This window comes from Gemmatimonadaceae bacterium (genome assembly GCA_020852815.1).
GTDB lineage: Bacteria > Gemmatimonadota > Gemmatimonadetes > Gemmatimonadales > Gemmatimonadaceae > SCN-70-22.
In genome coordinates this window covers 21905-37721 of the sequence record JADZAN010000017.1, presented here as the reverse complement: position 1 = coordinate 37721, position 15817 = coordinate 21905, and the positions used below count along the sequence as shown (strand labels likewise).

9 protein-coding genes are annotated in these 15817 nt (G+C 69.5%); 3 read left to right on the top strand and 6 right to left on the bottom strand.

The genetic code is table 11. The annotated features are described in order from the left end of the window. The first annotated feature begins 23 nt into the window (after nucleotides 1-23). A complete protein-coding gene (gene alr, locus IT359_09945) occupies nucleotides 24-1292 on the top strand; it encodes an alanine racemase (protein ID MCC6929299.1) in 1269 nt (422 codons plus the stop codon). Nucleotides 1293-1347: 55 nt separating this feature from the next. Here the strand turns inward: alr and IT359_09940 are convergent, their stop codons facing one another. After that, complete coding sequence (locus IT359_09940) at nucleotides 1348-2352, bottom strand: alpha/beta hydrolase (protein MCC6929298.1); 1005 nt, start codon at nucleotides 2350-2352, stop codon at nucleotides 1348-1350. 282 nt (nucleotides 2353-2634) lie between these two features. On the opposite strand from IT359_09940, the gene IT359_09935 reads away from it, so the two are divergent. Then, a complete protein-coding gene (locus IT359_09935) occupies nucleotides 2635-4290 on the top strand; it encodes a hypothetical protein (protein MCC6929297.1) in 1656 nt (551 codons plus the stop codon). Between the two features lie 75 nt (nucleotides 4291-4365). Here IT359_09935 and IT359_09930 read toward each other — a convergent pair whose 3' ends face one another. Both IT359_09930 and IT359_09925 read right to left on the bottom strand, forming a co-directional pair. Then, nucleotides 4366-5607, bottom strand: coding sequence for a response regulator (locus tag IT359_09930; GenBank protein MCC6929296.1), 1242 nt, complete (start codon nucleotides 5605-5607; stop codon nucleotides 4366-4368). Then, nucleotides 5604-8423, bottom strand: a complete 2820-nt coding sequence (locus IT359_09925; GenBank protein MCC6929295.1) for a PAS domain S-box protein — start codon at nucleotides 8421-8423, stop codon at nucleotides 5604-5606. Before IT359_09925 ends, IT359_09930 begins: the two co-directional genes overlap by 4 nt. Before the next feature lie 251 nt (nucleotides 8424-8674). Between IT359_09925 and IT359_09920 the strand changes: the two genes are divergently transcribed. Then, nucleotides 8675-10381 carry a M28 family peptidase gene (locus IT359_09920; GenBank protein ID MCC6929294.1) on the top strand — a complete coding sequence of 569 codons (1707 nt, stop codon included), beginning with the start codon at nucleotides 8675-8677 and terminating at the stop codon, nucleotides 10379-10381. Between the two features lie 35 nt (nucleotides 10382-10416). On the opposite strand, the gene IT359_09915 is transcribed toward IT359_09920, so the two are convergent. The 3 genes from IT359_09915 to IT359_09905 all read right to left on the bottom strand — a co-directional run bounded on the left by IT359_09915 (nucleotide 10417) and on the right by IT359_09905 (nucleotide 15761). Next, nucleotides 10417-11103 carry a peptidylprolyl isomerase gene (locus IT359_09915; protein ID MCC6929293.1) on the bottom strand — a complete coding sequence of 229 codons (687 nt, stop codon included), beginning with the start codon at nucleotides 11101-11103 and terminating at the stop codon, nucleotides 10417-10419. A gap of 23 nt (nucleotides 11104-11126) precedes the next feature. Beyond that, nucleotides 11127-14402: a PD40 domain-containing protein gene (locus tag IT359_09910; GenBank protein MCC6929292.1), complete on the bottom strand. Its 3276-nt coding sequence runs from the start codon at nucleotides 14400-14402 to the stop codon at nucleotides 11127-11129. Nucleotides 14403-14486: 84 nt separating this feature from the next. Next, nucleotides 14487-15761 carry a hypothetical protein gene (locus IT359_09905; protein MCC6929291.1) on the bottom strand — a complete coding sequence of 425 codons (1275 nt, stop codon included), beginning with the start codon at nucleotides 15759-15761 and terminating at the stop codon, nucleotides 14487-14489. Nucleotides 15762-15817: the final 56 nt, after the last annotated feature.

Below are 15817 nucleotides of genomic sequence, written 5' to 3'. Positions count from 1 at the left end.
AAACCTACCGACGGTTCTCGTTCATGTCGCTTTCACGTCGCCGCTTTCTCGCCGCCGCCAGCGCCTCGCCGCTCCTCGCGTCGCCTCTCCTTTCCTCGCCACTGCTGGCGTCGCCACTCCAGGCCGGCGAGGGCGACGACGGCGACATGCATGGGGCGCGCGACCATGCACCGATCGTCGCGCCGGCGCGCTTCGAGCCGTGGGTCGAAGTCACGCCATCGGCCATGCGCCACAACGTGGACGTGTTGTCGCGTCTGGCGGGCGAGCGCCCGATCATCGCCGTCATCAAGAACAACGGCTACGGGCTGGGGCTGCGCGAGGTGGCGCGCATCCTGGAACTCGACGCTCGCGTGCAGGGCTTTGGCGTGGTGAAAGTGAGCGAGGCGCTCGCGCTGCGGGAGGCGGGCATTCGCAAACCCATTCTCCTCCTCGCGCTGTTCGACGACACCGAAGGTGAGGCGTTGGTGCGCGGCGGAGTGACGCTCAGTCTCTGCGTCCCCGATGCCGCGGCGCGCGTTGCCCGCGCGGCGGCGCGCGCCCGTCGCGCGGCGACGGCACAGCTCTACATCGACACAGGAATGAGCCGGATGGGGGTGCCGTATCACCGCGCCCTTCCCATCATGCGCGAGATGGCGGGGGCGCCGCGCGTGACGCTGCGCGGGATGTTCACCGAGCTCACCGAGGACCGTGCCTTCGATACGGAACAGGTGGGGCGGCTCACGTCGCTCGCGGCCGAGGCGCGAAGTGCGGGGGTCACGATCGGCGGCCCGTTGCACGCGGCCTCGTCGCACGCGGTGTTCAACCACGCCGACACGCTCCTCGACGCCGTGCGCCCCGGCATTTCACTGTTTGGCGGCTACCCCACGGACGACGGGCGCGAACGGAGCATCGCCGCATTGCAGGTGGCGCTGGCCGTGCGCGCGCGCGTGGTGCGCGTGGAGCGCCTGCGCCCGGGTGACTCGGTGAGCTATGGGCGCCGCTTCACCGCCGAATCGCCCACGTGGACCGCCACCATCCCCGTGGGTCACGCCGACGGCTATCCACGCGGCGCCGTGAAGGGGTCACGCATCCTCATTGGCGACAGGACGTATCCCGTGATCGGTGCGGTGAGCGCCTCGCACTGCGTGGTGAACCTGGGGAGCGAGACCACGGTGGCGGTGGGGGACGTGGCGACGCTCATTGGCCCAGACCACCCCGATGTGCATCCCAACCAGGTGGCCACGGCGGCCGGCGTCTCGGTGTACGACGTCCTGATGCACCTCGGGATGGGGATGCCGCGCATCGTGGTGTGAGCGCGGCGCCAACCGAAGGTGTTCGTGCTGCGACGACGCGCGACGACCCGCGACGCTACGCCACGTGCCGTCGCAACCACGCGACGATCGTCGCCACCCCCTCGGGGTCGAGGACGGCATCGGCGGCGTTGTAGCTGAAGGCCGATTCCGCCGTCAGTTCGGCGCGCGGCCGCGTTTCGTGCTTGAGCACGTGGTTGGCGTCGGGCGGGAAGGCAAACGTCACCTGTTCCCGCCCGGCAGCCGCCAGTTGCAATGGTCCCCCATCGGCCCGCACATCCACCTGGACGTCCTTCTCACCGATGACGACGAGGACGGGGACGTTCACGTCGCGTAGCAGCGGCGCCGAGTCCGCCAGCCACAACTCGCGCGAGAAGGGGAGGTTGGCCGGGCTGGCCAACCCCTGCACGAGCCCGGCGATCCCCGGCGGGAGTGCGGGGTCGGGCGCGACCGGCTCCGACGCGAGGAAGCGCGCGATCGCTGCATCGTACATCGCGAGGATCGCCTCGCCGCCAGGGACGGGGGCAAGCTGCGCCGCGATCTGCGCGCGCGCCACCGCCCCCACGCTCCTCCCCGGTGGCGCGATGAGGACGAGTCCCGCCAGTGAGAGTTCCGGACGTTGCAGCTGATAGTGCAGCGCGTGCAACGTCCCCTCGCTGTTGGCCACCGCAAACAACCGGTCGCGGCGCACGCCGGGCTGCGCGGCGAGCGCGCGCACGGCACCGGCCAACTCGTCCAGGTGGCTCTGCATGCTCACCTTCCCCACCAGGCGCGGCATGTTCTCGCGCGCACGCACCCCAGCGGCGCGCTTGTCGTAGCGGATGGACGTGATGCCTTCCTGCGCCAGGACCTCGGCGAGCAACCGCGCGCTCCCGTTCGTCCCCGGCAGGAGCGGCGTGTTCCAGTCACGGTCGGTGGGGCCGCTCCCGCCAATGAAGACGACGCCTGCACCTGTGGCGTCCACGCCCTCGCGCGCGAACTGGACCGTCGCGTCGACCGTGGTATCGTCGAGCGACCACGAGAGGTCGCGCTGCTCGAGCGATGGCTGTCTCTCGTTCGTCATGCGTGTGGAGGCGGTGAGGCTCGCGAGTAGAACGTGCCGTCGCGCACGGAGCTCAGCGCACACGGCGACCCTGTCGCCGACAAGATGTCGCATGCGTGCGAGCGCGTCAGCCAGCCACGCCATCTTTTTGTGCGCGCATGGCGCCGAGCGAGGTCGCGAAGCTCGAGCTATTGTTGGTGCGACACGGTGAGCGGTGTCGAAGACGAGACCAGTGGACGGCGAGGCGCCATGGAGACGACGGAGGTGGGAGCGGTTCGCCCTTCGCTCGCACGATATGAAGCGATGGCGCAGGCTCTGCTCGACGCGTATCGCAGCGGGACGAGCGAGGCGATGGAGCGCCTGTACGCCTTCACCTGGCACCGGCGCACGTGGGAGGCCATGCGTCGCTACGTGCAGAGTGACCTGGGGCATCGCGAGTCGCCCGACGTGGAGATCGACCTCGACGATGCGCGATGGCTCGTCGCGCGCGAGCACGACTTCGACGACTGGACGGCGCTCGTCACCTTTTGTACCACCCTTCGCGCCGACGCCACGGTGCTGCGAAAGCCAGTCGGTGTCCTCTCGGCAGACGCGTCGGGCGTGCATGCCACCGAGCATTCGGCGCACGACTGGGCCACCGTGCTGGAGCGGCTCGCGTCGCCCACGGCGACGACGTTCGTGGGGAACGGGATGGCCACCGATGCCATGCTCTCCGACCTCGCGCGCTTCCGGCATCTCACGAACTTGCAGCTGGGAGGCTCGGCGGGTGTTTCCGACGACGGCGTGCGCGCACTCGCCGCGCTGCCGGGCCTGCGGCAGCTCGACCTGAGCGGGACGTCGGTCACCGATGACGGATTGCAGCTGCTGGCCTCGCTGCCATCGCTCGAGACGCTGTCGCTGGCGTGGACGCGCGTGACCGACGCCGGCCTGGGCGGCCTGCGCGGCTGCCAGTTGCTGGTTGACGTGAACCTGAGCGGGACGCACACCGGCGACGGCGCGCTCCGCGCACTCGCCGGGAAGCCACGGTTGTCGCAGCTGCACGTGGGACACGACGTGACCGACGATGGGATTCGCGTGCTGCACGAGCTTCCTTGCTTCACGACCTGGCAGGGCGGCGACGTGACCTCCGGGTTTCTGCGCCCAAGCGTGCCACCCAACCACCTCTCGCTGCCGCGCACCGTGACGGCGCGGGGGATCGCCGCGCTGCGCGGGCTCGACGGTCTCTACGCACTCGGCGTTGCGGCTGGCGACGTGCCGCGTGACGGGGCGTCGTTGCGACCGCTCCTCGACCTCCCAAGACTCGGCTGGTTGATGGTCGACATCGATGGCGACGCGATGAGCGTGATCGCCGAGTTGCCGGAGCTGCGCACGTTGAGCTGCCAGGACACGCCGGCCGGTGACGACGGCTGGATGGCGTTGAGCCGGTCGCGCACGCTGGAGTCCATCTGGGGGCGCCGCTGCCACAACCTCCAGCGCCGCGGTTTCGAGGCGCTGTCGCGCCTCCCGGCGCTGCGCGCGCTTTCCGTCAGTTGCAAGAACGTCGGCGACGCTGGGGTCGCCGCGCTTCCACACTTCCCTGCCCTGCGCGAGCTGATGCCGATGGACATCCCCGACGCGGGGTATCGGCACATCGCGCGGTGCACGGATCTCGAGGTGCTGACGCTCATGTACTGCCGCGACACGACCGACGCCGCCACCGAGCACCTGGTGGCGCTCCCGCGCCTCACGCGCTACTTCGCCAGCTACACGCAGGTCACCGACCGCACGCCGGCGCTCCTTGCCACCATCGACTCGCTGGAGTCGGTCACGTTCGACAGTTGTGCGCGCCTCACGAATGCCGGCGTCGCACAGCTGGCGCGACTACCGCGGCTGCGTGAAGTGCGCGTTTCGGGTCGCCGCATCACCGGCGATGTGGTGCGCGCCTTCCCCGACTCGGTCGCGGTGCGCTACGCGCGATGAGCGCATAACGGGCGCGCAACGGGCGCGCGACAGGCACGTGACGGGCGCACGACGGGCGCGTGACGAGCGCGCGCGTCAGTCGCCGCCCTCGAGCGGGATGCGAAAGCGGAACGTCGCCCCCTCTCCCGGCACCGACTCGGCGGTGAGCGTACCTTGGTGCGCCTCGACGATGCCGCGCGCGATCCAGAGCCCGAGCCCCGCGCCGTGGCGGTTGTGCTCACCATCGCGGCGCACGCCGGTCCAGAAGGCGTCGAAGAGGCGCGGAAGGTCGTCAGGCGCAATGCCGGGCCCGGTGTCGCCCACCTCGCCCTCGAGCGTCGCGTCGCGCACGAGGTACCGCACCGCGACGCGCCCGCCGCGCGGCGTGAACTTCACCGCGTTTCCCACCAGGTTCGAGAGGAGCTGCACCATCCGCTCGCGGTCGAGCGACGCGGTCACCCCGTCCGCCCCCGCGTCGCCGGCAACGGTGAGCGTGACCCCCGCCGACACGGCGAGCGGCGCCAGCATTGCGCGCGCACGCTCGAACGCGTCACCCACGCGATGCCGCGTGCGGTTGATTCGCAGACCGTCGCCGCGGATCGACGAGGCGTCGAGCAAATCCTCGACCAAGCGCTGCATCGCCACCGCGTTGGCATGGATCGTCGACAGCGCCGCGCGCCCCCACTCCGCGTCGTCACCGCCCTCGCCAGACCCGTCAGCTGCATCACCGCCCGGGGCGCACGAAACGGCCGGCGCCGCGCGCGCCACACTGGCCGCCGCTCCCGGCGCGAGCCCCTGCAGCAGCAACGTCTCGGCATACATCGAGACCACCGCCAGTGGGTTCCGCAGGTCGTGCGCGACCACCGCCAGCAGTCGCTCGCGCTCTCGCGTCGCCGACTCGGCGCGCTCGCGGGCGGCGCGCTCCGCCACGTGCAGCTGCCGAGTCTCGAGCAGGTTCTCCACCCGCAACAACACTTCGGTTGCATCGAACGGCTTGGTTACGAAGTCGCGCGCCCCCAGCGACAGCGCGCGATCGCGAACCTCCGACGTCACGTCGGCCGTGAGCACGAGGACCGGGCGGTAGTCCCCCGCGGGGGTCGCCGAGCGCAGGTCGCGCAACACGTCGAGCCCGTGCCGGTTGGGCATGTGCAGGTCCAGCAGGATGAGGTCGGGCGCGTGCTGCCTGACGAGTGGAAGGACCTGTCGCGCATCGCCGGTGCGCACCAACGACGTGAAGCCGGCCGACTCCAGCAACCCCTCGAGCAGGTCGAGGTTGGCCACCTCATCGTCGACGAGGAGGATCGTGCTGCCACGCAGGCCGCCGTCGGCGTGACTCACCCGGGCCCTCCGGGGAGGAACCCCTCCACCACCTCGAGGAACTCGTCGACATCGAGCGGCTTGGTGAGGTAGGCGTTCGCCCCCGTCACTCGCAACGTGTCGAGCGAGGCCCTGGTGGCGTCGGCGCTCACCACCACCACCGGGATGCGCTCGGTGCGCGGGTCGCTGCGCAGCCGGCGCAGCACATCGCCGCCAGGGATGTCCGGCAGATGCAAATCGAGCAGGATGACGTCGGGAAGGTGCTCGCGCGCCAGCTCCACGCCCAACTGCCCCTGCAACGCGGGGAGGACCTTCCACCCCGGGCGCGCCTGCAGGATCGCCTCGACCAGCGTCAGGTTGGCGAGGTTGTCCTCGATGTAGAGGAGCGTCGCCTCACGGTGCGCCGCGGAAGGGATGGCGTAGGTGCCCGTCTCATCCAGCCACTGCACCGAGTCGTGCGCGCCGTCCAGCTCCACGCGGAAGGTGCTCCCCTCGGCCGACGTCGACTCGAGAATGAGCGCTCCGTCCATTGCCTCGCACAGCCTCCGCGACAGCGCCAGCCCCAGCCCCGTCCCCTCCACCTCGGTCTGCTCGGCGCCGAGCCGCGCGAACGGGGTGAAGAGCTGGTCCAGTCGATCGGGCCGGATGCCGTGCCCGTTGTCGCGTACGCGGATTGCCCACCGCGCGCGCTCCAGCGGTGCGCAGTCCAGGTGCACGTAGCCGTTGGGGCGATTGTACTTGATCGCGTTGCTCAGGAGGTTCAGGATCACCTGCACGAGCCGCTGCCGGTCGGCGTGGGCAAACGCCCCCTCGGGGAACGCCCCCTCGCGCAGTTGCACCATGTGTTGCTGCGCCAGCGGGCGCACCAGACCAACCGTTTCGTGCAGGAGGGGACCCAGCGCCACCGGCTCCAGCGAGAAGCGCTCGCGCCCCGCCTCGATGCGCGAGATCTCCAGCACGTCGTTGATGAGGTGCAACAGGTGGCGCCCCGCCTTGAGGATGTGCTGGATCCCCTTCTGCTGCGCCGGCGCCAGCTCACCGCGGGCCGCCAGCTGCGCGAAGCCGAGTATCGAGTTCATCGGCGTGCGCAACTCGTGCGACATGCGCGACAGGAACTCGCTCTTGGCGCGATTGGCACGCTCGGCCTCTTCCTTGGCGCGTGCCAGCGCCTCCTCGGCCATGCGCCGGTCGGTGATGTCGCGCCCGAAGGCGATCACCCCCTCGTCCATCGTCGTGTTGGAGATCGTGCGCCCAACGTTCTCGAACACGCGATAGCTCCCGTCCTTGTGCCGGATGCGAAAGGTGGACGTGGTCGGTTCGCCCGGATGATCGCCTAACCATGCAAGGTCGGCCAGCGTCTGCGGCACGTCGTCCGGGTGCAACAGGTCGGTGGGACGCATCCCGGCGAGTTCCTCCGGACGATAGCCCAGCATGCGGAACGACGACGGCCCCACGTACGTCAGCGCCCCAGTAGAGTCGCACATCATCACGAAGTCGGCGGCGTTCTCGATGATCATGCGGAAGCGTTCGTCACCTTCGCGCAGCGCGCGCTCTGCGGTGATGCGCTCCGAGATATCGCGCGCATTGGCGATGAGCCCCTGCTCCACGCCGTGCGGCGACAGCGTGCGCGCCACTCCCTCGAACCAGAGCCACCGACCGTCCTTGTGCCGGATGCGATACTGGTTGGTGAACGACTGTCCCGGTTGGTCGATCACCTTCCCGATCGTCGTCATCACCTCCGGCACGTCGTCGGGATGGATCACGTCGCTCGGGCGCTGCCCGATCATCTCGGCCGGCGTGACGCCGAGGAGTCGCTCCACCGACGGCCCCACGAAGGTCACCGCTCCTGTCGTGTCGAAGATGAAGACCTGGTCGTTCGAGTTCTCGATCAAGCGACGGAAGTGTTCCTCCTGTTCGCGCAGCGCTTCCTGTGCCGCGGTGCGCTCGGCGATCTCCTGCGCCAGCGCCGCCGTGCGCTCCGCCACGCGGCGCTCCAGTTCCTCGTTCGCCTGCTGCTGCGCCAACTCGGCTGCCTTGCGCGCACCGATGTCTCGCGCCGTCGCCACCAGGCAATCGCGCCCGCCGATCGTGATCGCCGTCAGCCGCATCTCCTCCCACACGGGCGTCCCGTTCTTGTGGTAGCCCATCCACTCGAACTGTTGCGGCTCGCCGGCCGTGGCCTTGCGAGCGAACTCCCAGGCACGCTCCTCGGTAAAGCCGCGGTCGGCCGCCGTAAGCCCCGCCATGCCGCGTGCGCGCTGCTCCTCCGCCGTGTAACCGAACAGGTCGATCGCCGCTTCGTTGAGCTCCAGCAGTTCGCCCGTTTGCCGGTCGTGTACCCACATCGCGTCGAAGGCGTACTGGAAGAGGGAGCGATACGCCTTCTCCGACGAACGCAGCGCCAGCTCCGTCGCGCGCCGCTCGGTGATGTCGAGCGATGTCCCGAGGACGCGCGTGAATTGGCCGTTGTCAGCCGCAACCAGGAGGGCATGTGCTTGCAGCAGGCGGGGCACGCCGTCGGGGCGCACGACGCGAAACTCGGCGGTTTTCTGCGTGTAGGGGACGAGCGTCGCCATCCCCTCGTTCACGACGTGCAGGTCCTCCGGATGCACCATGCGGAGGAAGTCCTGGTGTGTCCTGGGCGCCGTGGCTTCCGTCACGCCATGGATCCGGCACTGCTCGCGCGACCAGTTGATGCGGTCGGTGGCGAGATCGATCTCCCAGCTCCCGATCCCGGCGATGCGCTCGATGAGGTCCTGGTGCGCCTCGCGCTCGGGCGAGGGACGATCACCCCCCGACGGCGGGGCGTCGGGGGCGTGGTTGAGCGGTGCGTTCATGCCAAGGCGCGGAGGGGCGCGCGGTTGGAGAGCCCGGTCGAATCAAAAGCCGCCGGTCACACTCCGGTATTCTGACGGGCGGGACGACGTGGCGCGAGGGAGGGTGCGGGGCGACCGATCCACCGCGATGGGTAACGGACCCGGCCCGCCGTTCAAGGGCGAGTTCGGCCCGCCACGCCACGGGTCGTCACGCGCGCATTGCTCGCGATACGTTCGGGGCAGATCGTTCCCCGTCTCTATCATTTCAACGCATGCCGATCTGTCGCTCGATTGTCTTGGTTCTCGCCGCGACCGGTGCGCTTCCGCTCGCCGCCGGCGCGCAGATCCCCCCGAAGCCGCTTCCGAGACGAAGCACCGGCCCCGCTGGGGCAGCGGCACCAGGAGTGACGACACGCGCCATCACGGCGGCCGACATGCGACACCGCCTCTTCCTCATCGCCGACGACTCGATGGGCGGGCGGGCGACCGGGTCGTGGGGGAACTATCAGGCGGCCAACTACATCGCCGCCGAGTTCAAGCGCCTCGGGCTCCGAGCTGCCGGAGAGAACGGCGGCTGGTTCCAGGTGGTCCCGTTCTTCCGCCAGGCCGCAGATCCCAAGGGGACGCTGGTGACGGGGAGCGCGACGCTGCGCATCGGGCACGACTACATAGTCGCGACGTCAAGCACGATCCCGCGATCGCTCGAGGGGAAGCGCGTGGTCTTCGGCGGATCGATGACCGACTCGTCGACCTGGATCAGCGCCGACAGCGCACGCGACCGCGTCGTGGTCCTATCCGCACCGCCGCGGACCAACTTCCTCGTCGCGCTGAGGGTCGCCCGCGAGGCGCGCTTCGCCGGGGCGGCAGCCGTCGCGCTCCCGGTCCTCGAGTCGCTCCCCGCCGAGTTCGCGGCGGCGCTGATGGCCGGGCGGGTGATGACCGACACCACACGCACGGCCGAGGGTCCGGGGCGTCTCTTCGTCTCTGCGCGCGCCGTCGAGCAGCTGCTCGGCCGTTCGCCCGAGGGGCTCACCCCGGGCACGTTAGGCGATGTGGTGCATGGCGCGGGGACGGTTGCCTTTACCCCGCTCCCCTATGCGGCGCGCAACGTCGTCGCCATCCTCCCCGGGCGCGACCGCAAGCTCGCCGGAAGCTACGTCGCCCTCACGGCGCATAACGATCACGTCGGCTTCGACTTCTCGCCGGTGGATCACGACTCGCTGCGCGCACGCAACCTCGTCGTGCGCCCCATGGGGGCCGACTCGCCCGAGCGCGAACCGACGGCGCTCGAGTGGGTGACGATCCGCCAGTCACTCGACTCACTGCGCCGCTTGCGTCCGCCGCGCCTCGACTCCATCCGCAACGGCGCCGACGACGACGGGAGCGGGACCGTGGCCCTCCTCGAGGTGGCGGAGGCGCTGTCGTCGGGGGCGAGTCGTCCGCGCCGATCGATCCTTTTCGTCTCGCACGCCGCGGAGGAGGAAGGGCTGCGCGGGAGCCAGTGGTTCACCGATCACCCCACCGTGACGCGCGACTCCATCGTCAGCGAGTTCGACATGGACATGGTCGCCCGCGGCGGCATTCGCGATGTAGAGGGCGGCGGCCCGGCCTATCTCGAGGTTATCGGGATGCGCCGCCTGTCCAGGGAGTACGGCGACATCATCGAGGCGGCCAACGCCAGGCAACCGCTCCCGTTCGCCTTCAACCGCACCTTCGACGCCCCGGGGCACCCGCTGCAGTACTACTGTCGCGCCGATCACTACAGCTACGCGCGCTACGACATCCCCTCGGTGGCGGTCTCACGCGGCGAGCACGCCGACTACCACCAGGTGACCGACGAGGCGCAGTACGCCGACTTCGACGGCATGGTGCGCGTGGCGAAGCTCGCGGAGTCGGTGATGCGCGCGGTGGGGAACCTCGACCATCGTCCGCGCGTCGACTTCGCGCGTCACGATCCCAAGGCACCGTGCCGGCAGTGATCTCCTGGCCTAACGCGTGATGTGGCGGGCGAGTGTCAGTCGCGCACGCGTTCGAGCGTCACGCGGATGATGCGGTCGAGCCTGGGATACGTGCGATCCATGTACGCATTCCCGCCGCGCTCGAGCGCCCCCTGCTTCCCCTGTCGCACGCCGCCTCCCGACTCCTCGCCATAGCCGGCGTACAGCGCGTCGACCACCGCCATCCCCTCGATCACCGTCCCCAGCACGGTGAACGGCTCGGCGTCGTTGCGCGCGTTGTCGCCCAGGTTGATATAGATCTGCGTGTTGCGGGTGGCGGGCTTGCCCGGCCCCTCATAGGCAAAGGCGAACGTACCGCGCCGGTTGTGCGATCGCGGCGGGTCATCGGCGAGGTAGCGCCCCTTCCACGCCGCGTTCACCGCCGAGTCGCCGTGCAGCCCAAACTGCGCGATGTAGCCGGCGCGCACGCGATGCAGGCGCGTGTCGTCGTAGTATCCCAGGCGCGCCAGGTTGTAGAGGCGGTCGGCGCCGATGGGCCCCCACGCGCGGTGCAGCTCGAGCGTGAAGTGCCCCTTGGTGGTCTCGAAGCGCAGCCGAGACACGGCAGGCGCCGGGCGCGTCCACTCGGCGTTGGCCGGGTCGAGGAGGAGCGCGCGCGACGCTGTCGCCAGCTGCACACCGTTGGAAGTCGTGCGCGCGCAGGCGACGGACATTGCCGCCGCCAGCGCCCAGCGCGCACTCACGGTCACCCTTCGCCGGACGAGCTTCACTGTTTCCGCAGCGCCTCCAAGCGCTCGCGCTCCTGCACCCAGTATGGCTTGGGGAACGGCCTTGCGCTCGGCCACACGCGGTTGAGCGTCGCCCCCTCGTACACCTCGCCGTTCTTCACCACGTAGCGGATGTCGAGCGAGTTCTTGATGTTGTCCAGCGGATTGGAGTTGAGGACCACGAGATCGGCCAGCTTTCCGGGTTCGATCGACCCCAGGTCCTTGCCGTATCCAATCGACTCCGCCCCGTAGATCGTTGCGATGCGCAGCGCTTCCATCGGCGTCATGTCGCCGCTCTGCAGCATCCACAACTCCCAGTGCGCGCCGATTCCGTCCTGCTGCCCGTGTGAGCCGAGGCCGGCGCGCCCGCCGGCGCGCACCACGTCGCGCACCCCGCGCGCGATGGCTGGGAAGTTGTAGTCCTCCTCGATGATCAACGGCCGGCGACGTGCCTGACGAGTCAGGATATCGCTGGGCGTGAAGTACGACGTCTTGGGATCCTTGTCGAGGTCCGTGCGGGCGCGCCAGTAGCCGTCGCCGCCGGGGGCGCCGTAAGCCACCACAAGCGTTGGCGTGTAGGTGATGCGCGCGTCGGCCAGCACCGTGATCACGTCCTTGTACAGCGGCACCTGCCCGATGGAGTGTTCGAGCGCCGTGTAGCCGTCGATCGCCATCGTGATGTCCGCCTTGAGGTCGGCGGCCCCCTCGTTCGTCGCGTTGATCCCCTCTGCCTCGGCGGCTTGCAGGATCCACTGCCGCTGGATGCGGCGCGGCTGCAGGTACTGCTTGAGCGAGTTGACCCCTTGTCCCTTGTAGCGCCGCACCACGCTGAGTGCGTCCTGGTACGAACGAATCGGCGTGTTGTTGCTGGTGAGCGGGAAGCCGGTGGCGTAGATGCGCGAGCCAACCATCTCGCCGGCGTCGATCAGTTCGCCCCAGGCCACATTCCACCGCGTCCCGCTGGGGCTGCGCGTGGTGGTGACGCCATAGGCGAGGTTGGAGGCGATGGACCATTCCTGGTCCGGCGCCATCTCGCGCCCCGTTCTCGGGTGGGCGTGCACGTCGACGATACCGGGAATGATGGTCTTCCCCGCCGCATCGATCACTGTTGCGCCTGGCGGCGCGGCGATGCTCGCCCCCACTTGCGCGATGCGATTCCCGGTGATCAGGACGTCGCCGCGCTCGAGCACCTCGTCCCCCTTCATCGTCACCACGCGAGCGCCCTTGAGCAGGACGCTCCCTTGCGGCGCACTGCGCGGGACGGTGAGCGTCACCACGGCGTGCGACGTCCCCCACTTCGACGGCTCGGCGTACTTCATCACCGTGTCGAGCGGGGCGCGGTAGTAGTGGTTGGCGAACGACCAGGTGATCGTCTTCCCGCCATCGGCGAAGCCGGCATAGTTCGCCCCTTCCGTGGTGAGGCGGCGCAACGGGACCGACGGCGCGGCGAAGTTGATCGTCAGCCCGTCGCCTCCCACGTCCACCAGCGGGAAGGCGTAGAGGTCGTCGCGGTCGAGCACCACCGCGTGCTTCCCGTCAGGCGCAACCTGCACCGTGATCCCCAGCGCCTGGTTGGTCGTGACTTTGGCGTGCGTGCGCTTGTCGGTCCCGTCCAGCCGCACCGAAACGAGCGCGCTGGTGGCCGTCGCGTTGAAGCCCGGCGTGGCGTTGGGGACGTTCTCCGTGAAGAAGACGCGCGTCGGTCCTGCGCTGGATGGTGAGACGCCCGCCACCGTTGTCCCACCGGCGCTCGCCAGCGACGTCACCTTCGCCCACGCCCCGCCAGCTGCAGGCACGACGCGCACCTCGGTGATCGCCGCCACATCGTCCGCCCCCAGCCCCACCGCGCGCGGGAGCCAGGTATACACGATGCGATCGCCCTCCGGCGTCCACGCCGGCCCGGTCACCCACCCGCCATCGAGGGTGAGCGCCACCGGCTGCCCGGTGCCGTCGGTGCGCGCCTTCCACAGCGCCCCGCCGGCGGAGTCGGACCAGGTCACGTACGCCACCCACGCCCCATCGGGGGAGAAGGCGGGGAAGAACTCGTGTGCCACCCCCTTCGTCAGGCGCCGTGGCGTCCCGATCGTTGCCCCGTCGCGCGGCGCGACATGGATCCTGCCTAACGCCGAGAAGGCGATCGCCTTCCCGGTGGGCGCCTCGCGCACCGATTGCAGCTGCGTGACCTGCAGCGCCGCGTCGCTTACAGCCATCGGGACAAAGTGGCGCTTCGCCATCCCCAGCTCCACCTCGGCGGTGAATGGGATCACGCGCACCTGCTTCGTGGCCAGGTCCACGCGCTTGATCTTCCCGCCACCGTAGAACACCACGCTCCGCGAGTCCGGCGTGAACGCATACCCCGGAAAGACGTCGTTCGGCGCATAGCCCTCGGCGTCGTCGCGCTGCGTCTCCCCCACCAGCCAGTCGTCCTCCTGCGTGGCAAGGTCGCGGATGCGGAGCGCCGTCTTCGTCCCGGCGCGCGTGGCGTACACCAGCCACTTCCCGTCGCGCGACGCCACGGGACGAAACGCCCCGCCCGCGCTCGCCGTGAGCGCCGTCTCCGTGCCGCTCCGCCGGTCAAAGGCCAGCAGTTGGTACGCCGCGAAATTCTCGCCCGTATAGCCGCCAGCGTGCGTCGACACGTACATCACCGCCCCGTCCGGCGCGAAGGCGACGCCCGTGTTCGTCGACTTGCGTGTTGCGGCTGACGGGAACAGCTGCACCCCGCTCCCCCCGTTCACGTGGTACATCCAGAGCGGGACGTTCGTGAGGTAGTTCTCGGCGCTCGGATAGGGACCGAAGCGACGCACCACCAGGTACTCCCCGTCCGGCGTCCACTGCGGCGAGGAGAGCGCGTTGTCCACTTCCTTCGTGATCTTGTGCGCACCGCTCCCGTCGGCGTTCACGAGCCAGAGGTTGTCGCCGCCGTCGCGGTCACTGATGAAGGCAATCGATCGCCCGTCGGGCGACCAGCGCGGCATCGCGTCCCACGGCATCCCACTCGTCAGGCGCGTCGCCTTCCCGCCGTCGATGGGAATGACATAGAGGTCACCCAGGAGGTCGAAAACGATGCGCGTTCCGTCAGGCGAGACATCGAGCGAGATCCACGTCCCTTCGTCGGTGGTGAAGCGCAGCGTGCGCTCGGCCTGGATGGGGAGGGCAATCGCCGTGTCCGCGGGGACGCTCGTCGATTGCTGGGCTGAAAGCGGACGATGGCCCAGTGCGCCGAGGGCGCCGAGGACGATTGCGAGGGAGATGAGCGAGCGGCTGGCGGACATGTGGGCTCCACACGGGAATGGCGACGAGCAAACGTGCCGCCCGTCGCCATCGATCGCAATTCGCCCGCTCCCGCTTGTCGTCGCCTACGGCGCGACGATCGACAATACCTGCAGGCCGGCGCGTCCCTGCGCCACGAACAACGCCTGGTCATCCGAGGCCACGAAGTTGGCCGAGCCGGGGAGGAGGAGCCGCCCCAGCGGGATCAGCCGCGGCGTCGCGCCACTCTTCGTGGACTTGTAGTCGCTCCACGTCACCGCGATCCCGGCGCCGCCGTCAGCCGCAAGCACGAGATCGTTCGCCAGGCTCACCGCATTCGTCACCGCATCGAGCGACGGCACCCCCGCGACGTTGGGGCGCGGGACCACGGCGCGCACCTGCCCCGCTGGGAGGTCGACCACCTGCACGCCACCGTCACCGGTGGCCACGAAGCCCCAGTCGTTGAAGAGCGCAACCGCCGACTTCGAGTCCGGAATCGTCCCCCCCTGCATCGGGACGCTGCTGGTGAGGACGCCGCTCTTGGCGTCGTACAGGCGCAACCGCGCGGGCCCGCCCTGCGACACTCCCACATACTTCCCCGCCGCACCGGTGACCGCGCGTGCATCGAGGAAAACATCCGTCGTCACCTTCGTGAGCGAGTTGCGTTCGAGGATCGTCAGTCCGCCAACGCCTGCGCCGCCGCTGCCCGACGTCACGTAGATCCATTTCGATGACAGGTCTACGCCCGTCGCCGCGTAGCTGGGGAGTGCCACGCGCGTCGTGGTCGTCGTCAGGCGCCCGGACTTGATCCCGATGCGCACGAGCATCGCCCGCTCGCTCTGCGCCGGGTCGTCGCTCGACGTCGCCAGGTACACGTAGCTGTCATCGACGGCGAGGGCGAGCACGTCGGACGTCTTGAGCAGCGCCTGCGATACCAGCCGCGGCGCGGACGGCACGTTGATGTCGAAGACTTCAACCGCCCCCTGCGTCGCTTCGCCCAGCGTCATGTAGCCCACGTAGGCGTAGCCGTCCTTGACCACCACGTGCGAGGCTTGCAGCACGCTGCCGTTCATCGTGGGGGGCGACACCACCGCCGAGCGAATGAATGTCGTCGCCGACGATGGGTTGGGCGACACCGAGGCGAAGGCGCGCGCGCTGGACGCTTCGGACGCGCTGTCCTGCGCCAGCGGAATGGTGTCGCTGCCGGTGATTTGCACGCGCCCTGCGAAGTCGGGCGAGTCGTTGATGACCTCGATGCGCTCATCGCTCGCTGGAGGGGCGAGCGCGTTGCCCGCGGAATCGGCGCCGGAGCACGCCGCCAGAGTGGCGATGGTCGCGATTGTTGCGCACGTGACGAGGGTGCGTGTCGATGGGCGTAGCATGGTCACTCGGCGAAGACATGTGGGGCGACAGCGTCACTGGCGGAGGCCAGCCTCCG